The 18,378-nt window shown below is 67.8% G+C and carries 13 protein-coding genes; 11 read left to right on the forward strand and 2 right to left on the reverse strand.

Annotation, left to right across the window (positions count from 1 at the left end):
* The first annotated feature begins 13 nt into the window (after positions 1–13).
* The 10 genes from ACYVJH_RS02600 to ACYVJH_RS02645 all read left to right on the forward strand — a co-directional run bounded on the left by ACYVJH_RS02600 (position 14) and on the right by ACYVJH_RS02645 (position 15,029).
* Entirely contained in the window at positions 14–1,927 is a 1,914-nt protein-coding gene (locus ACYVJH_RS02600; protein ID WP_460453096.1) for a S9 family peptidase, read from the forward strand.
* Between the two features lie 16 nt (positions 1,928–1,943).
* The gene (locus ACYVJH_RS02605) at positions 1,944–2,585 is read left to right on the forward strand and encodes a hypothetical protein (protein WP_460453097.1); all 642 of its coding nucleotides are present in this window, start codon (positions 1,944–1,946) and stop codon (positions 2,583–2,585) included.
* Positions 2,586–2,592: 7 nt separating this feature from the next.
* On the forward strand, positions 2,593–5,835 hold the full coding sequence (gene carB / locus ACYVJH_RS02610; protein WP_460453098.1) for a carbamoyl-phosphate synthase large subunit: 3,243 nt from the start codon (positions 2,593–2,595) through the stop codon (positions 5,833–5,835).
* Positions 5,832–6,308, forward strand: coding sequence for a transcription elongation factor GreA (gene greA, locus ACYVJH_RS02615; protein ID WP_460453099.1), 477 nt, complete (start codon positions 5,832–5,834; stop codon positions 6,306–6,308). The genes carB and greA overlap by 4 nt, the downstream gene beginning before the upstream one ends.
* Positions 6,309–6,318: 10 nt before the next feature.
* Entirely contained in the window at positions 6,319–7,224 is a 906-nt protein-coding gene (locus tag ACYVJH_RS02620; RefSeq protein WP_460453100.1) for a phosphoglycerate mutase, read from the forward strand.
* Positions 7,221–8,951, forward strand: a complete 1,731-nt coding sequence (recJ, locus tag ACYVJH_RS02625) for a single-stranded-DNA-specific exonuclease RecJ (protein ID WP_460453101.1) — start codon at positions 7,221–7,223, stop codon at positions 8,949–8,951. Before ACYVJH_RS02620 ends, recJ begins: the two co-directional genes overlap by 4 nt.
* A 50-nt stretch (positions 8,952–9,001) precedes the next feature.
* Positions 9,002–10,124, forward strand: a protein-coding gene (gene prfB / locus ACYVJH_RS02630; RefSeq protein ID WP_460453102.1) for a peptide chain release factor 2 whose coding sequence is annotated in 2 segments (ribosomal slippage) — positions 9,002–9,073 and positions 9,075–10,124 — 1,122 coding nt in all. Because the reading frame shifts where the segments join, the coding sequence is not laid out codon by codon here.
* Between the two features lie 12 nt (positions 10,125–10,136).
* A complete protein-coding gene (gene lysS / locus ACYVJH_RS02635) occupies positions 10,137–11,657 on the forward strand; it encodes a lysine--tRNA ligase (protein WP_460453103.1) in 1,521 nt (506 codons plus the stop codon).
* A 128-nt stretch (positions 11,658–11,785) separates the two neighbouring features.
* A complete protein-coding gene (locus tag ACYVJH_RS02640; protein WP_460453104.1) occupies positions 11,786–12,832 on the forward strand; it encodes an HD domain-containing phosphohydrolase in 1,047 nt (348 codons plus the stop codon).
* A gap of 25 nt (positions 12,833–12,857) precedes the next feature.
* The gene (locus ACYVJH_RS02645; protein WP_460453105.1) at positions 12,858–15,029 is read left to right on the forward strand and encodes an ATP-binding protein; all 2,172 of its coding nucleotides are present in this window, start codon (positions 12,858–12,860) and stop codon (positions 15,027–15,029) included.
* Between the two features lie 19 nt (positions 15,030–15,048).
* Here ACYVJH_RS02645 and ACYVJH_RS02650 read toward each other — a convergent pair whose 3' ends face one another.
* The gene (locus tag ACYVJH_RS02650; protein ID WP_460453106.1) at positions 15,049–15,969 is read right to left on the reverse strand and encodes a crotonase/enoyl-CoA hydratase family protein; all 921 of its coding nucleotides are present in this window, start codon (positions 15,967–15,969) and stop codon (positions 15,049–15,051) included.
* 167 nt (positions 15,970–16,136) lie between these two features.
* Positions 16,137–17,816 carry a long-chain fatty acid--CoA ligase gene (locus ACYVJH_RS02655; protein WP_460453107.1) on the reverse strand — a complete coding sequence of 560 codons (1,680 nt, stop codon included), beginning with the start codon at positions 17,814–17,816 and terminating at the stop codon, positions 16,137–16,139.
* On the opposite strand from ACYVJH_RS02655, the gene ACYVJH_RS02660 reads away from it, so the two are divergent.
* Positions 17,815–18,363, forward strand: coding sequence for a nuclear transport factor 2 family protein (locus tag ACYVJH_RS02660; protein WP_460453108.1), 549 nt, complete (start codon positions 17,815–17,817; stop codon positions 18,361–18,363). The genes ACYVJH_RS02655 and ACYVJH_RS02660 overlap by 2 nt on opposite strands.
* Positions 18,364–18,378 lie beyond the last annotated feature (15 nt).

Here is an 18,378-nt window from a genome sequence, read left to right on the forward strand (position 1 = left end):
GGGGAAGGAAACCATGCGTATTTTCGGGAAACTGCTGCTCACCGCGATGCTTGCCTTGCCGGCGCTCGCGCTGGCGAAGCCGCCGCAGCTGCCGGTCGGCGACTTCTTCAAGGATCCGGAGTTCACCTCCGTGTCGCTGTCGCCCAGCGGCAAGTACATCACCGTGTCGGTGCCCCAGGGCGACCGCACCGTGCTGGCGGCCTTCGAGGTCGACGGCATGAAGCTGGTGGGCAAGTGGGACTACGGCGAAAAGAAGCACATCGACCGGGTCAGCTGGGTCAGCGACGAGCGGTTCTTCCTCTATGTTTCGCGAAAGGTGGGACGTTTTGACGCCCGCGTAGGCAATCCCGACGTGTACGCCAGCAATGTCGACGGCACCAAGCGCATCGACATCCCCAACGGTGGCACCTACACCATCGTGGACAAGGTCTGGGAAGACCCGTCCAACGTGCTCGTTGTCCGTTCGGTCGACTCGGCGTTCCTCTCCAAGCTCAACGTCAACACCGGGCGCATCACCACCGTGGCCAGCGCGCCGCTGCGCATGGGCACCTTCATCCTCGACCACGAGGGCGAGGTGCGTTACGCCGTCGGGCAGGACGAAGAGGGCATCCGCGTCACCCTTCGCCGCAAGGACGATGGCTGGGAAGTCCGGAACCGCGCCGGGCTGGGCGACCCGATCCGCCGGCCCCTGGGTTTCAACGCCGAAAACACCGCGGTCGTCTTCGCCAAGAGCGACAAGGGCGAGCCGACCCGCCTGGTCCTGGCCGACCCGTCGGGCGGCGAGGAAACGCTGCTCTCGAGCAATCCCAACGTGGATCCGAACGGCGTGCTCCCCAGCAGCGATGAACGCGACATCCTGGCCGTCAGCTACCTCGACGGACTGCCGGGTTACAACTTCATCAATCCCGAGCACCCGGAGTCGAAGACTTATGCGGGCCTGATCAACGCGTTCCCGCAGCATGCGGTGCGCTTCGACGGCATCAGCCGCGATGGCCGCCTGGTCCTGTTCCGCACCTACAGCGACGTCGATCCCGGCGCCTATTACCTGTTCGACCGCCAGACCGGCCGGGCGCAGTTCCTGCTTGCCTCGCGCGACTGGATCGATCCCGAGCAGATGTCGCCGATGGATCCCATCGTCGTCACCGCGCGGGACGGCCGCAAGCTGCATGGTTACCTGACCATTCCCGTGAATTCCGATGGCCGCGACCTGCCGCTGATCCTGCACCCGCATGGTGGTCCCCACGGGCCGCGCGACGAGTGGGGCTTCAATCCCGAAGTGCAGTTCCTCGCCAATCGCGGTTATGCGGTCCTGCAGATCAACTTCCGTGGATCCGGTGGTTACGGCGACGAATTCCAGGGCGCCGGTTACCGCAACTGGGGCACCACGATGATCGACGACATGACCGACGCCGTGAACTGGGTGGTAGGACAGGGCATCGCCGACAAGAACCGGATGTGCACCTATGGCGCGTCCTATGGTGGTTATGCGGCCCTGCAAAGCGTCGTCCGCGAACCGGACATGTACAAGTGCGCCATCGGCTACGTGGGCCTGTACAGCATGTCGCTGTGGATGAAGGACAGCGACGTGGCGGAGAGCGAGTACGGCCGCAATTACCAGCGCGACGTGTTCCCTGAAACCGAGTCGGGCCGCGCCCTCCAGTCCCCCGCTTTCAACGTCGACCGCATCAAGGCCGCGGTGATGCTGGTGCACGGCGCCAAGGATCCGCGCGTGCCGATCTCCCAGTACGACTTCTTGCTCGACCGGCTGGAAAAGGCGGGCAAGCCGCCCGAGGTCAGGATCGTCGAGGATAAGGAAGGCCACGGCTTCTACGACTACGACAACCAGGTCGAGCTCTATACCGCCATGGAGGCCTTCCTGGACAAGCACACCCGTCCGGGCGCCAAGGCCCCGGCCGACGCCCCCTGAACGACAGGAGCCGCCCATGACCCCGCGCCTGACTTCCCTGCTGCTTGCCACCCTGCTGGCCGTCTTGCCCTCGTTCGCCGCCGCGACCGGGGCAGGGCGGGTCGACCGCCTCACCGACCTGGCGGTGCAGGCGATGCCGATGCACCTGGTGTTCGGACACTTCGCGGACCGCGACCCGCACTGGCCGGTGCAGGAAAAACCCGACGTCCTCGACGCCGGGCAGCTGGCCTGCCTGCGCGGCGAGCTCAGTTCCGCCGGTTACCGCCGGGTGATGCGCAAGAAGGTGCAGGAGTTCGCCGGGCAGGGCAACGAGACCATGGACCGGTCGATCCGCCTCATGGAATCGGGGGCGGCCCGGACGATGGGCACGCTGGTGATGGCCGGCGTGCAGCAGGAAATCACCGGCCGCAAGGTCGACGAAGCCGAAATCCTGAGCGCCAGCCGTCCGGAGGAGCTGCAGGCTTTCATGGAGTTCATGACCGATCCCGGGCATGCGGCCCTGCGCCGCGTGATCGGCATTGGCGATGCCTTCGACGCCGGCAGCAGCGTCGAGGAAAACAACACGCGCGGCGAGAAGGTGGGCGAGGATCTCGCCACCCGGCTCATCCTTGGCGGCATGGGCCGCTGCGACATCCCCACATCCGTGCTGTTCAACTGAGCCCACCATGCCCAAGCGTAACGACCTCAAGACCATCCTGATCATTGGCGCCGGACCGATCGTCATCGGCCAGGCCTGCGAGTTCGACTACTCGGGGGCCCAGGCCTGCAAGGCCTTGCGTGACGAAGGCTACCGGGTGGTGCTGGTGAATTCGAATCCGGCGACGATCATGACCGACCCGGACATGGCCGACGCCGTCTACATCGAGCCGATCAACCCGGCCACGGTCGAGCGCATCATCGCCAAGGAAAAACCCGACGCGCTGCTGCCGACCATGGGCGGCCAGACCGCGCTCAACTGCGCCCTGGACCTGGCCGACGCCGGCGTGCTGGACAAGTACAACGTCGAGCTGATCGGCGCCAAGCGCGAAGCGATCCGCATGGCCGAGGACCGCGAATTGTTCCGCGTGGCCATGCGCGAGATCGGCCTGGACTGCCCGAAGGCGGAAGTGGCCAAGTCGCTCGACGAAGCCATCCGCATCCAGGCGACCGTGGGCTACCCGACCATCGTCCGCCCCAGCTTCACCCTGGGCGGCAGCGGCGGCGGCATCGCCTACAACCGCGAGGAACTGGTCGAGATCGTCACGCGCGGCCTCGAGCTGTCGCCTACCCACGAAGTGCTGGTCGAAGAGTCGGTGCTGGGCTGGAAGGAATTCGAGATGGAAGTCGTCCGTGACACCGCGGACAACTGCATCATCGTGTGCTCGATCGAGAACCTCGACCCGATGGGCGTGCACACCGGCGACTCGATCACCGTGGCGCCGGCCCAGACCCTGACCGACAAGGAATACCAGCGCCTGCGCGACGCCTCTATCGCCGTGCTGCGCAAGATCGGCGTGGACACCGGCGGTTCCAACGTGCAGTTCGGCATCAACGCCGAGAACGGTCGCGTGGTGGTGATCGAGATGAATCCGCGCGTGTCGCGCTCCTCGGCCCTGGCGTCGAAGGCCACCGGTTTCCCGATCGCCAAGATCGCCGCCAAGCTGGCGGTGGGTTACACCCTGGATGAACTGCGCAACGAGATCACCGGCGGCGCCACGCCGGCGTCGTTCGAACCGACGATCGATTACGTGGTCACCAAGATCCCGCGTTTCGCCTTCGAGAAGTTCCCGGCCGCCGATTCACGCCTGACCACCCAGATGAAGTCCGTGGGCGAGGTAATGGCGATCGGCCGCTGCTTCCAGGAGTCGATGCAGAAGGCCCTGCGTGGCCTGGAGACCGGCAAGGTCGGTTTCGATCCCACCGGCGATGCCGGCCGGGGCGAAGAAGGCCTGGTCAAGATCCGCCGCGAGCTCAAGGAGCCCGGCCCCGACCGCCTGTTCCAGGTGGCCGAAGCCTTCCGTGCCGGCCTGTCGGTGGATGACGTGTTCAAGCTGAGCTTCATCGATCCCTGGTTCCTGGACCAGATCGAAGAAATCGTCGCCGCCGAGAAGGACGTCGCCGACGCCGGCCTGGCCGGGCTCGACGCGGCATCGCTGCGCCGGCTCAAGCGACTGGGTTTCTCCGACGCCCGCCTGGCCCAGCTGACCGGCACCGGCGAAGCGGCGGTGCGCGCCCTGCGCCGCGCCTTCGGCGTGCGCCCGGTGTACAAGCGCGTGGACAGCTGCGCCGCCGAGTTCGCCACCCAGACCGCCTACCTGTATTCCACCTACGAAGACGAGTGCGAGGCCGCGCCGAGCGACCGCGAAAAGATCATGGTGCTCGGCGGCGGCCCCAACCGCATCGGCCAGGGCATCGAGTTCGACTATTGCTGCGTGCACGCCGCGCTTGCGCTGCGCGAGGATGGTTACGAAACCATCATGGTCAACTGCAACCCGGAAACGGTGTCCACCGACTACGACACCTCCGACCGGCTGTACTTCGAGCCGCTGACGCTCGAGGACGTGCTGGAGATCGTCGAGGTCGAAAAACCCAAGGGCGTGATCGTGCAGTACGGCGGCCAGACCCCGCTCAAGCTGTCGCGTGCGCTGGAAGCCGCCGGCGTGCCGATCATCGGCACCAGCCCCGACAGCATCGACCTGGCCGAGGACCGCGAGCGTTTCCAGAAGCTGGTCGACGACCTGGGGCTGCTGCAGCCGCCCAACCGCCTGGCCCGCAACCCGGACGAGGCCGTGGCCCTGGCCAACCAGGTCGGTTACCCGCTGGTGGTGCGCCCGAGCTACGTGCTCGGTGGACGGGCGATGGAGATCGTCTACACCGACGCCGACCTGTCGCGCTACATCCGCGAGGCGGTGCAGGTGTCGAACGATTCGCCGGTGCTGCTCGACCGCTTCCTCGACAACGCCGTCGAAGTGGACGTGGACATCATCGCCGACGCCGAAGGCAACGTGCTGGTCGGCGGCATCATGGAACACATCGAGGAAGCCGGCGTGCATTCGGGCGATTCGTCCTGCTCGCTGCCGCCGTATTCACTGTCGGCCGAAGTGCAGGACAAGCTGCGCGTACAGGTGGGCCAGCTGGCCCGCGCGCTCAAGGTCGTGGGCCTGATGAACACCCAGTTCGCGATTACCTTCGACGAGCAGGGCAAGGACACCATCTACCTGCTGGAAGTGAACCCGCGCGCCTCGCGCACGGTGCCCTTCGTCTCCAAGGCCATCGGCGTGCCGCTGGCCAAGATCGCCGCCCGCTGCATGGCCGGCAAGTCGCTGGCCGAACAGGGCGCCACCCGCGAGGTCGTGCCCGACTACTACTCGGTGAAGGAAGCCATCTTCCCCTTCGCCAAGTTCCAGAACGTCGACCCGATCCTGGGCCCGGAAATGCGTTCGACCGGCGAAGTGATGGGCGTGGGCCGCACCTTCGCCGAAGCCTTCGGCCGTGCCGAGGAAGCCGCCAGCATCAAGGCGCCGCGTCCGGGCAAGGCCTTCCTGTCCGTGCGTGATCCCGACAAGCAGCGCCTGCTGCCGGTCGCCCGCGAGCTGGTGGAGCGTGGTTACACCCTGGTGGCCACCGAAGGCACCGCGCATTTCCTGCGCGGGCAGGGCATCGACTGCGACCGCGTCAACAAGGTGATCGAGGGCCGGCCGCACATCGTCGACCTGATCAAGAACGGCGAGATCTGCTACATCGTCAATACGACCGAGGGCAAGCAGGCCATCTCCGACTCGTTCTCGATCCGGCGCGAGGCACTGCAGCACCGCGTCACCTATTCCACCACCATTCCGGGCGCACGCGCCCTGATCCGCAGCACCGACACCCGTGACAACCCCCGGGTCTGGTCGCTGCAGGAACTGCACAAGGAGCTTCACGGATGAGAGCCCCCCTGACCACCCAGGGCGCCGCGCGACTGCGCGAGGAGCTCGACCACCTCAAGTCGGTCAAGCGCCCGGCGGTCATCAGCGCGATCGCCGAAGCGCGTGCGCACGGCGACCTGAAGGAAAACGCCGAATACCATGCCGCGCGCGAGCAGCAGGGTTTCATCGAAGGCCGGATCCAGGAGCTCGAATACACGCTCTCGCATGCCCAGCTGATCGACGTGTCCACGCTCAACGCCGGCAGCCGCGTGGTGTTCGGCGCCACGGTCGAGCTGGCCGACTGCGACAGCGGCGACGAAGTGACCTACCAGATCGTCGGCGACCTCGAGGCCGACATCAAGAAAGGCCTGGTGTCGGTGTCCTCGCCGCTGGCGCGTGCACTGATCGGCAAGCACGAAGGCGACACCGTCACCATCCAGGCGCCCGCCGGCACCCGCGACTACGACATCGTCGCCGTGCGATACGAGGCCTGAGCCGCCCAGGATGAGCGCCCCGCGCCAGGCCCTGCTGCTGCCCGAACGCCGGCGTTTCGCCGGCCAGCCCTTGTCCAAACCGGTCGCCCGGGTCCTGGGCCGCGCCGACCGCCTGCCCGACGGCGAGGCCGGCGAGCGCGCGCAGCTGCAGCGCTGGTTCGAGCTGCTGCCGCGCGGCTGGCCGATGGCCGCCATCACCCGCCAGCGTGACGCCGGCGACGCCGTGCTGCACAGCTGGCTGCGCGCCGATCCGGCCTATGTGCGCCCCGACATGACCGGCGCGCGCGTGCTGGCCGTCGGCGAACTGGGCCTGTCGACGGAAGAAGCCAAGGCGCTCTCCGACGCCCTGCGGCCGCTGTTCGGCGACACCGGCTTTCCCATTTCGGCGCCGCATCCTGAGCGCTGGTACCTGGCGCTGCCGGTCGAGGCGCGGCTGCCGGCTTTCGCCGCGCCCGAGGCGGTACTGGGCGACGACCTGTTCCTGCACCTGCCCGACGGTCCCGAGGGGCGGCGCTGGCGCGCCCTGCTCAACGAAGCCCAGGTGATCCTGCACAACCATCCGGTCAACGCCACGCGCGTGGCCAGCGGCCGGGTCCCGGCCAACAGCCTGTGTTTCTGGGGCGCCGGACGACTGCCCGACCAGGTGCAAGGTCGGCTGCGTACGGTGCATTCGGACGAGGCGCAGCTGGCCTCGCTGGCGGCGCTGGCGGCAGCCTGGCCGGCAGGCGCCGAAGGCGAGCTGGTGGACCTGCGCGACAGCCGCGACTGGTCCGCCGTGGAAGCGACTCTGCTCGAACGCCTTGCCGGACTGGACGCCGCTGGCCTGGTGCTTGATTTCGCCGACGGCGCGTCCTGGTGGCTGCGTCCGGGCCAGCGCTGGCGCCTGCTGCGCCCGGCGTTGGCCAGCCTGGCATGACGCCACCGGCCACGCGCATCGTCCGGCGCAAGGTGCCGCCGTTTGGCCCCTGGCCCGAATCGGTGCCGCCGGTGCTGCAGCGCATCTACGCCGCCCGTGGCGTGCTCACGCCAGAGGACGGCGAGCTCCGGCTGGCCCGCTTGCTGCCGCCGGACGCCCTGGGCCAGGTCGGTCGGGCGGCCGCGATGCTGGCGCAGGCAATGGCCAGCGACGCGCACGTGGTGGTCGTGGGCGACTTCGATTGCGACGGCGCCACCGGCACGGCCGTTGCCGTGCGTGGCCTGCGCCTGCTGGGCGCCCGGCGCGTGTCCTACCAGGTGCCGCACCGTGCCAGGCATGGTTACGGTCTGAGCCCGGCCTTGGTGGAAGACCTGGTGCCGATGGCGCCCGATTTGCTGCTGACCGTGGACAGCGGCATCGCCTGCCACGCCGGCATCGCCGCCGCCAAGGCCCGCGGCTGGCGCGTGCTGGTCACCGACCATCACCTGCCGGGTGAAACCCTGCCCGACGCCGACGTGATCGTGGACCCCAACCTCGGCGGCGACGGTTTCCCCAGCAAGGCCCTGGCTGGCGTCGGCGTCGTGTTCTACCTGCTGCTGGCCCTGCGCCGGCACCTGCGCGAGGCCGGTGCGTTCTCCGGGCCCGAGCCCGACCTGTCGGTGCTGCTGGACCTGGTGGCCGTGGGCACGGTGGCCGACCTGGTGCCGCTGGACTACAACAATCGCCTGCTGGTTTCCGCTGGCTTGCGACGCCTGCGCAAGGGCCAGGGCCAGCCCGGGCTGCGCGCACTGATCGAGCTGGCCAAGCGGGACGAAGCGAACCTGACGGCCTCGGACATCGGATTCGCGATCGGGCCGCGGCTCAATGCCGCGGGCCGTCTCGAGGACATGGCGCTGGGCATCGAATGCCTGCTTTGCGACGACCCCGGCCGGGCCCGCGAACTGGCCGAGGTGCTCGAAGGCATCAACGCCGAGCGCAAGGACCTGCAGCAGCAGATGGTCGATACCGCCGAGGCGCTGGTGGCGAACCTGCCGCTGGACGAGGGCGACCTGCCGCCGGTGCTTTGCCTGCACGAACCGGACTGGCACCCGGGCGTGGTCGGGCTGGTGGCTTCGCGGCTCAAGGACCGGCTGCATCGGCCCGTGCTGGCCTTCGCGCCGGAAGAGCCCGGCAGCGATCGCCTGAAGGGGTCGGCGCGATCGATCCCCGGCCTGCACCTGCGCGATGCCCTGGCCGCGGTCGACGCGCGCCACCCGGGCCTGATCGAACGTTTCGGCGGCCACGCGATGGCCGCCGGCCTGAGCCTCGGGGCAGGGCAGTTGGCGGCCTTCCGCCAGGCCCTGGAAACCGTGGTCTCGGGTCTGGTCGACCCGGCCCAGCTGCGCGCCGAGCTCGCCAGCGATGGCGAACTGGACGTGGCCGACTTCAGCCGCGACCTGGCCGACCAGCTGCGGCTGGCCGGCCCCTGGGGCCAGGGCTTTCCGGAGCCGGTGTTCGATGGCTGTTTCCGCGTGCAGTCCTGGCGGCGCGTCGGCGAGCGCCATCTCAAGCTCGAGCTGGCGCCCGACGCCGGCGGTGCGAAGCTGTCGGCCATCCACTTCGGCGGCTGGGCCGGCACCGCGCCGCCGTCGCGCCTGCGCCTTGCCTTCCAGCTTGAACCCGACGACTGGAACGGCCGGCGCGGCGTGCAGCTGCTGGTGCGCCACCTCGAGCCCGCACCCGCCTAGGGCGGGTGTTATTATTTGCGGCCTTTCGTCCCCCAAGTCGCGACTATCCCATGGAACTCAATCCCATCCGCCAGCGCATCGCCGACCTCATTGGCCGGCTCGATTCGCTCAGGGGGTATCTTTGACTTCGACCTCAAGGTCGAACGTCTCGAAGAAGTAAACCGGGAGCTGGAAAGCCCCGACGTCTGGAACGATCCCGAACGCGCCCAGGCCCTGGGCCGTGAACGCGCTTCGCTGGAAAAGGTCGTCGACGGCATCCGCACGCTGACCGCCAGCCTTGAGGGTGGCGCCGAGCTGGTCGATCTGGCCGAGATGGAAGACGACGCCGACACCGTCGATTCGGTCGTCGAGGACGTCGAAAAAACCGCGCGCGAGGTCGAGCAACTCGAATTCCGCCGCATGTTCTCCGGCAAGATGGATTCGGCCAACGCCTTCGTGGACATCCAGGCGGGCGCCGGCGGCACCGAAGCCCAGGACTGGGCCGAAATGCTGCTGCGCATGTACCTGCGCTGGTGCGAAGCGCGCGGCTGGAAGACCGAGCTGATGGAAGTCAGCGGCGGCGACGTCGCCGGCATCAAGTCGGCCACCTTCAGGGTCGAGGGCGAATACGCCTACGGCTGGCTCAAGCTCGAGACCGGCGTGCACCGGCTGGTGCGCAAGTCGCCGTTCGATTCCGACAACCGCCGGCACACCAGCTTCACCTCGGTGTTCGTGTCGCCGGAAGTCGACGACAACATCGACATCACCATCAATCCCGCCGACCTGCGTACCGACGTCTATCGTTCGTCCGGCGCCGGCGGCCAGCACGTCAACAAGACCGAGTCGGCGGTGCGCATCACCCACGAGCCCACCGGCATCGTGGTTGCCTGCCAGACCGGCCGCAGCCAGCACGCCAACCGCGATACCGCGATGAAGATGCTGGCGGCCAAGCTCTACGAGCTCGAGATCCAGAAACGCAACGCCGAGAAGGATGCGGTGGAGGCCACCAAGTCCGACATCGGCTGGGGCAGCCAGATCCGCAACTACGTGCTCGACCAGAGCCGCATCAAGGACCTGCGCACCGGCATCGAGCGCTCCGACACCCAGAAGGTGCTCGACGGCGACCTGGATGAATTCATCGAAGCCAGCCTCAAGGCCGGCCTGGAAGTCGGCGCCAAGCGCTCCGACGCCTGAGAAACCAAGACCATGACCGACAAGCCCAGCCAGACCGTGCCCGCCGCCGACGAAAACGCCCTGATCGCCGAACGCCGCGGCAAACTCGCCGCGCTGCGCGACGCCGGCGGCATCGCCTTCCCGAACGACTTCGTGCGCGCCGACTACGCCGGCGACCTGCAGGCCGAGTTCGCCGACGGGGAGGCGTGGACCGCCGACACCCTGGAAGCGCTGGACCGCAGCGTCTCGATCGCCGGCCGGTTGATGGCCAAGCGCGTGATGGGCAAGGCCAGCTTCGCGCAGATCCAGGACATGTCCGGCCGCATCCAGCTCTACCTGCAGGCCGCGGACCTGGGCGAGGCCTACGACGCCTTCAAGGGCTGGGACGTGGGCGACATCGTGGCGGTGCAGGGCGGTCTCACCCGCACCCGCACCGGCGAACTGTCAGTCAAGGCCAGGTCGCTGCGCCTGATGACCAAGTCGCTGCGGCCGCTGCCGGACAAGTTCCACGGCCTGGCCGACGTCGAGCAGCGCTACCGCATGCGCTACGTCGACCTGATCATGAACCCGGAAGCGCGCGAGGTGTTCGTGCAGCGCTCGCGCATCGTCTCGGCGATGCGCGCCTGGCTCGACGCCAGGCGTTTCCTGGAAGTGGAAACGCCGATGATGCATTACATCCCCGGCGGCGCCACGGCCAAGCCCTTCGCCACCCACCACAACGCGCTGGGCCTGGATCTGTACCTGCGCGTGGCGCCCGAGCTCTACCTCAAGCGGCTGGTGGTCGGCGGCATGGAGCGGGTGTACGAGATCAACCGCAACTTCCGCAACGAGGGCGTGTCCACCCGGCACAACCCCGAGTTCACCATGCTCGAGTTGTACGAGGCCTACGCCACCTACCACGAGGTGATGGACCTCACCGAGGAACTGATCCGCGAGGTGGCGCTGCGCGTGCGCGACACCACGCACCTGACCTGGGAAGGCATGGAAATCGACCTGGGCCCGCCGTTCCGCCGCTGGTCGATGACCGAAGCCGTGCTCGAGCACAACCCGGAGATCCGCCGCGAGGAGCTGCGGGACGTCGTGGCCATGCGTGCGCACTGCGCCCGCCTGGGCATCCGGACCAAGGATGCCTATGGCTGGGGCAAGCTGCTGCTCGAGATATTCGAGAAGACCGTCGAGCACACGCTGGTGCAGCCCACCTTCATCACCGACCACCCGGTGGAAGTGAGTCCGCTGGCGCGGGCTTCCGACAGCGATCCGGGCCTGACCGACCGCTTCGAGCTGTTCGTCGGCGGCCGGGAGATCGCCAACGGGTTCTCCGAGCTCAACGACCCCGAGGACCAGAAGGCGCGCTTCCTGGCCCAGGTCGAGGCCAAGGAGGGGGGCGACGACGAAGCCATGCATTTTGATGCCGACTACATCCGGGCCCTGGAGTACGGCATGGCGCCGACCGGTGGCCTGGGCATCGGCATCGACCGGCTGGTGATGCTGGTCACGGACTCGGCGTCGATCCGCGACGTGCTGCTTTTCCCCTACATGCGGCCGGAAGCGTAAGCCAGCGTGACCTGCGGCGGGGCTCAGGAAGTATTGCTAAACCCTTGCCGGACCAGAAAACACGGGAGTAGAGTGGGCCCAGTGCCGCCCCCGCGGCGACGTGGCCAAAGGGCCGCCGGAGACTTGCCGTGAATGTCCTGATCGTCGATGACCAGCCTTCCCAGCGGACCATGTTCCGCCACCTGCTGGAAGACATCAGCCCGGAAGTGAAGGTCACCGACTTCGGCGACCCGGTCGAGGCCCTGCTGTGGTCGCAGCGAAGCTCGCCCGACCTTCTGCTGCTGGACTACCGCATGCCCAAGCTCGACGGCCTGGAGTTCGCGCGCCGGTTCCGCCGCCCGCTGTCGCACCGGGACGTGCCGATCATCCTGATCACCGTGGTCGGCGACGAGCCGATCCGCAATGCCGCGCTCGAAGCCGGCGTCATCGATTTCCTGGTCAAGCCGGTGCGTCCGCGTGAATTGCGCTCGCGCTGCCGCAACCTGCTGGCCCTGCGCCAGCAGCAGCAGAACCTCAAGTCCCGCGCGCATGAGCTCGAACGCCAGCTGCTGGCGCGCATGCACGAACTCGACGAACGCGAGCGGGAAATCCTGCATCGCCTGGCCAAGGCCACTGCGTTCCGCGACGCGACCTCGGTCGCCAGCTTCGAGCGCATGGCGCGATATGCCGGCGTGATCGCCGAAGCCATGGGCCTGTCCGAAGACGAAGTGCGCATGATCGAACTGGCGGCGCCGCTGCACGACATCGGCAAGCTGGGTATCTCCGACGGCATCCTGCGCAAGCCCGGCCCGCTGGACGACGCCGAGTTCGCCGAAGTGCGCCGCCACCCCCAGCTGGGCTTCGACCTGCTCAGCGACAGTTCCAGCAAGTTCGTCCAGACCGGCGCCACCATCGCCCTGGGGCATCAGGAACGCTGGGACGGCAGCGGCTATCCGTCCGGCCTGGCGGGCGAGGACATCCCGCTGCCGGCGCGCATCGTCGCCGCCGCGGACGTACTCGATGCCATGAGCTCCGATCGCCCCTGGCGTGCGGCACATTCCTTCCAGGAGGCCATGGACTTCGTCCGCAGCCAGGCGGGCGTCCTGTTCGATCCGGCCGTGGTCGATGCCCTGACGGCACGACGCGAGCGCGTGCAGGAAATCCACGCGCTGCTGGCGCCACAGCCGGCCGCCTGACCAGACCGGCCGCAGGCGCCGCCCCGTGAAATCCACCCTGCAGGTTATTGCCGCCCGTTTCCGTAACCGGAGCGACAGCGAGCACGGCCAGGCCCTGACCCGCGTGGCGGTCACCGCGGTGATCCTGGTCTACCTGCTGGGCGTCACTTCCTCCTCGGACGTCAGCAACGAGCCGCTCCGGCTTGTCTTTGCGTTTTTCGCCATCGAATTCGTGGTCGGCCTGGGCATCCTGGTCGGCATCGCGATGCGTCCGGGCGTCTCGCATCCGCGACGCGTGCTGGGCATGTTGCTCGACTACGGAATGATGGGCGCCGCCATGCACGTGCTTGGCGAATCCCTGTCGCCGGTTTACGTGGTGATCATGTGGGTCACCATCGGCAATGGCCTGCGCTTTGGCGAGCGTTACCTGGTCGCCGCCATCCTGATCGCCAGCGCCAGTTTCCTCGGGGTTCTGCTGACGACGCCCTACTGGCAGCAGAACCAGATGCTCGGCTGGGGCCTTCTGCTCGGCCTGACCGCCATCCCGGCCTACCTGACTTCCCTGCTGCGCGCCCTGACCCGCGCCACCGAAGAGGCCAAGCGCGCCAACGAGGCCAAGAGCCGCTTCCTGGCCAACATGAGCCACGAATTCCGGACCCCGCTCAACGGCATCGTCGGCATGTCCCAACTGCTGAGCACCACGCGGCTGAGCAAGGAGCAGCGCGAGTGCACCGAGGTCATCCAGACGTCGGCGCGGGCGCTGCTGGCCCTGGTCGAAGACGTGCTGGACATTTCCGCCATCGAAGCCGGCAAGCTGCGGCTGAACGTCGAGGACTTCAGCCTGCGGGAGCTCACGCGTGGCGTGCAGGTGATGCTGCAGCCGGCGGCCGCCGCCAAGGGCCTGGGCTTCACCGTGCAGGTATCGGACCGCCTGCCCGACACGCTGCGAGGTGACGTCGACCACCTGCGCCAGATCCTGGTGAACCTGCTCAACAATGCGATCAAGTTCACCGACGTCGGCCGGGTCACCCTGGACGTGGGGCCGGCGCCACCGCGCCGGCGCGAGCTGGCCGAAGCCGGCCGGGTCGAAACGGCGGAGATCATGCTGCGTTTCTCGGTGCGCGACACCGGCATCGGCATCCCGCTGGAAGCGCAGAAGCGGCTCTTCGAAGCCTTCGAACAGGTGGATTCCGCCAAGACCCGCCGTCACGGTGGCACCGGCCTGGGCACGACCATCGCCAAGGGCCTTGCCGAAACCATGGGCGGCCGCCTGGGGTTTGAAAGCGAGGAAGGGCAAGGTTCGCATTTCTGGGTCGAGCTCCCCTACGAGCTGGCATCGGCCGAAGCCGCCCGGTCGCTGTCGCCGGCCAACGTCATCGCCTTCGACGACCCGTTCGTGCGCCATCGCGCACGGGTCAAGCCGCTGCGCATGCTGATCGCCGACGACCACGCCGCCAACCGGATGGTGCTGCGCCGCCTGCTGGAAAAAGCAGGGCACCACGTCGAGGAAGTCGAGACCGGCGACGAAGTGCTGCACCTGCTGACCGAACGTGATTTTGATGCGGTGCTGGTCGACCTGCACATGCCCGGCGTCAGCGGCCTGGACGTGATGCGCGAGGTCCGGGTGATGGAGGCGGGTGGCAAGCACCGCACGCCATTCCTGGTGCTCACGGCCGACGTCACGCCCGAGGCCATCCAGTCCTGCGAACAGGCGGGCGCGCGGGCGTTCCTGCCCAAGCCGATCGTCGCGGGGCGGCTGCTCGAGGCCCTGGCCGACGTCGCCCTGGGCGGCAGCGAGCCGGCGGCGTCGGCGTCGGAAACCGATGCGTCGTCCGCGGACGCGGTGGTGCTGGACGGCACCGTGCTGGGCGAACTGGCCGAGCTCAACCTGGGCAAGGACTTCGTCGCCAACTTCGTGCAGCAGTGCGTGCGCGACGCGCTGCGCTGCCTGGGTTCACTGGAATCGGCCGGTCAGGCCGGCGACTGGGACGGGTTCCGCGACCACTGCCACGCGCTCAAGGGCGTGGCGGGCAACCTGGGCATGTCACGGGTTGCGACGCTGGGTTACGAAATCATGCAGCTGCCGAACTGGCAGTTGGCCAAGGACTGGCGCGCGCGCGAACGCCTGCTGCGCGAGCAGTTCGAACTGGCCCGGGAGGCCCTCGCCCGGCTGCCCTCCCGGTCGGGAGGGCAGCGCTCGGACGACGCCTCAGGGTGAGCCCCGGGCCCGGGGCGCGTCAGAGTGCGGCGGCGAGGGACGTGGCGGCGCCCGCTTCGCTGGCGCGCCGCTCCTGCGCCCGGACCAGTCGCTCCATCGTGCGCAGGGACTTTTCCCCGAGCTGCAGCGCGGTATCGACCCAGATCTCGGTGATGCGCATCAGCTCCTCCAAGGTCACCGGCCGGGCGTATTCGCGGACGTGCTGCATGGCCAGGCGAGCATGCGGGGCGCGGCGATGGCTGCGCAGCAGGTCCTGGACCGCCTGCACGCCCTGACCCTTGGGCACTACCAGGTCGACGATGCCCATGTCGTACATCTGCTCGCTGGTGTAGACGGTGCCGTCGAGCATGAGCTTTTCGGCCTGGGCCGGGCTGACCCGGCGGCACAGGAAGGAATACGCGCCCATGCCCGGGAACAGGTCGAACAGCACCTCCGGGAAACCCATGCCCACGCCTTCCTCGGCGACGATGGTCTGGCAGGACAGGGCCAGTTCGAGGCCACCGCCCAGGGCGTCACCCTGGACCAGGGCCACGGTGTCGACCCGGCCTCCGAGCTGGGTGTGCAGGTGGTAGACGCCCTCCACGCACATGCGGGCATAGGCGAGCAGCGAGCTGCGGTCGCGCTCGCGGATGAGGCGGGCGAAAAGCTCGAGGTCGCCGCCCAGGTTGAAGGCGCTGGCATCGGAGGTCACCACCAGGTGGTCCAGGCCCGGTTCGCGGCCGTCGATGGCGGTCTGCTGGCTGCGCTGGCCGACCCCGGCCAGGTAGTCGCGCATGTCCTTCATCAGGTCCAGGGTGAAACAGGGGCGGCGGCGGCTGCCGTCATGGGCACGCTCGGCGTGCATGTACATCCAGCTGGTGCGCGTTCCCGGGTCTTCCTGGGTGCGCAGCGTGCGATAGGAGAAGGGGCGGGGATTGTGGAGTTCGATTACGGGGCTCATGGGCGTGTCCTCGGGGCTCGGGGCTCTGGAGCCGCCCGAATGGCACGTGGAACCGGGCGGCAGTTAAGGAACCGTTAGGGCTCCTTCGCCCGATTCTAGACCTCATTCAGCCCGGGTTGTAAACCGCCCCTGAAATGGTGTAGGCGGCCCCCCCACCCAGAGGGGGCTCAGGCCTTGGCCGCCGAGTCCCTGAGCTCGCGGCGCAGGATCTTGCCGACGTTGGACTTGGGCAGCTCGTCGCGGAACTCGACGTAGCGCGGAAGCTTGTAGCCGGTCAGGTTTTCCTTGCAGAAGGCCTTTACCTGGTCGGCGGTCAGCGCGGGGTCCTTGCGCACGATGACGGCCTTCACCGCTTCGCCGGACTTGTCGTCGGGCACGCCCACCGCCGCAACCTCGAGCACGCCCGGCATCAGCGCAATGACGTCCTCGACCTCGTTCGGGTAAACGTTGAAACCCGAGACCAGGATCATGTCCTTCTTGCGGTCGACGATGAAGAAGAAGCCCTGCGGATCCATCTTGGCCATGTCGCCGGTGTGCAGCCAGCCATCGGCGTCGATCACCTTGGCGGTTTCCTCGGGGCGCTGCCAATAACCGGCCATCACCTGCGGGCCGCGGATGCACAGTTCGCCCACCTCGTTGACCGGCAGCATGCGGCCCTCGTCGTCCTTGATGCAGGCGTCGGTGGACGGGATCGGCAGGCCGATCGAGCCGTTGTATTCCGGCAGGTCCATCGGATTGATGCAGGCGGCCGGGGACGTTTCGGTCAGGCCGTAGGCTTCAACCAGGGTGATGCCGGTGGCCTTCTTCCAGCGTTCGGCCACCGCGCGCTGCACGGCCATGCCGCCGCCCAGGGTGAGGTGCAGGCGCGAGAAGTCGATCTTGTCGAAGCCCGGGGTATTGAGCAGGCCGTTGAAGAGGGTGTTGACGCCGGTGATGGCGGTGAACGGGATCCGGCTGAGTTCCTTCACGAAGCCCGGCATGTCGCGCGGGTTGGTGATCAGGTGGTTGAGTCCGCCGAACTTCATGAAGACCAGGCAGTTCGCCGTCAGCGCGAAGATATGGTAAAGCGGCAGCGCGGTGACGATGACTTCCTTGCCCATCGTCGCGTTGGTGCCGATCCAGATCGACGATTGCTGCATGTTCGCCACCAGGTTGCGGTGGGTCAGCATGGCGCCCTTGGCGACCCCGGTGGTGCCGCCGGTGTACTGCAGGAAGGCGATGTCCTCACCGCGCAGTTCGATGGCGGGCAGGGTCTTGCCAGCACCCTTGGCCAGGGTGTCGTTGAAACGCACGTGGCCGGGCAGGCTGTACTCCGGCACCTGCTTCTTCACGTGGCGCAGCACGAAGTTGACCAGGGCGCCCTTGGGGAAGGCGAGCATGTCGCCGACGCCGGTCACGATGACCTGCTTGATGGGCGTGTCGGCCACCACTTCCTCGACCACGTGGGCGAAGTTCTCCAGCACGACGATGGCGCTGGCGCCCGAATCGGTGAGCTGGTGGCGCAGTTCGCGCGCCGTGTACATCGGATTGGTGTTGACGACCGTCAGGCCCGCGCGCAGCACGCCGAAGATGGCGATCGGGTACTGCAGGATATTCGGCATCATCAGGGCGACGCGATCGCCCTTCTTGAGCTTGAGCTCGTGCAGGAGGTAGTTTGCGAACCGGGTGCTGAGCTCATCGACCTCGGCGTAGGTGAGTTTCTTGCCCAGGTTGGCGAAGGCCGGGTTGTCGCGGTAAAGACGGCACGTCTCCTCCAGCACCGAAACGATGGAGGCGTACTTTTCGAGGTCGACCTCAGGACCGATGCCCTTCGGATAATTGGCCAGCCAAGGACGTTCGAAACCCATGCATTTCCCCTTGATACCCGATGCCGATACTCCCCGCCGGGCGCTGCGCGCACATGAACGGAATTGGAGTATTCGCTCGATTGGAGCATACCGCCCGAAGCCAGGCAAGGCGCGCGGCGTATGGTTTCGCGCGGTCTTCACCTGCCTGGCCCTGGCGCTGATCGTGGTGGCCGCGGGTTGCGCCCGGACGCCGCCGGAACAGGCCCTGCGCGAAACGATCGCGGCCATGGAAGCGGCGGCCGAAGCGCGTGACAGCGACGCGCTGGTGGAAAATTTCGCGGCCGATTTCGCCGGCCCGGAGGGCATGGACCGCGACCGCTTCCGGCGTTACCTGGCGCTGCTCTGGCTGCGCAACCGGCAGGTCGGGGTGAGCCTGGGGCCGTTGGAGGTGGAGCTGGTCGGGCAGGACCGGGCCCGGGTGAATTTCACCGCGGCGGCCCGGGGCGGCACCGGCTGGATGCCTGAACGTGCCGAGGTCTACCAGGTGAAAACCGGCTGGCGCCTGGAAGGCGGCGAGTGGAAGCTGATCTCCGCGGATTGGGAATAATTCTCGTGGTGGAAC

Source organism: Arenimonas aestuarii, from assembly GCF_054781715.1.

Bases quoted from the DNA above. Each gene is read 5' to 3' on its own strand.
- ACYVJH_RS02600 (WP_460453096.1), top strand. From the start codon at position 14: ATGCGTATTTTCGGGAAACTGCTGCTCACCGCGATGCTTGCCTTGCCG.
- ACYVJH_RS02605 (WP_460453097.1), top strand. From the start codon at position 1,944: ATGACCCCGCGCCTGACTTCCCTGCTGCTTGCCACCCTGCTGGCCGTC.
- carB (WP_460453098.1), top strand. From the start codon at position 2,593: ATGCCCAAGCGTAACGACCTCAAGACCATCCTGATCATTGGCGCCGGA.
- greA (WP_460453099.1), top strand. From the start codon at position 5,832: ATGAGAGCCCCCCTGACCACCCAGGGCGCCGCGCGACTGCGCGAGGAG.
- ACYVJH_RS02620 (WP_460453100.1), top strand. From the start codon at position 6,319: ATGAGCGCCCCGCGCCAGGCCCTGCTGCTGCCCGAACGCCGGCGTTTC.
- recJ (WP_460453101.1), top strand. From the start codon at position 7,221: ATGACGCCACCGGCCACGCGCATCGTCCGGCGCAAGGTGCCGCCGTTT.
- lysS (WP_460453103.1), top strand. From the start codon at position 10,137: ATGACCGACAAGCCCAGCCAGACCGTGCCCGCCGCCGACGAAAACGCC.
- ACYVJH_RS02650 (WP_460453106.1), bottom strand. From the start codon at position 15,969: ATGAGCCCCGTAATCGAACTCCACAATCCCCGCCCCTTCTCCTATCGC.
- ACYVJH_RS02660 (WP_460453108.1), top strand. From the start codon at position 17,815: ATGCATTTCCCCTTGATACCCGATGCCGATACTCCCCGCCGGGCGCTG.
- ACYVJH_RS02655 (WP_460453107.1), bottom strand. From the start codon at position 17,816: ATGGGTTTCGAACGTCCTTGGCTGGCCAATTATCCGAAGGGCATCGGT.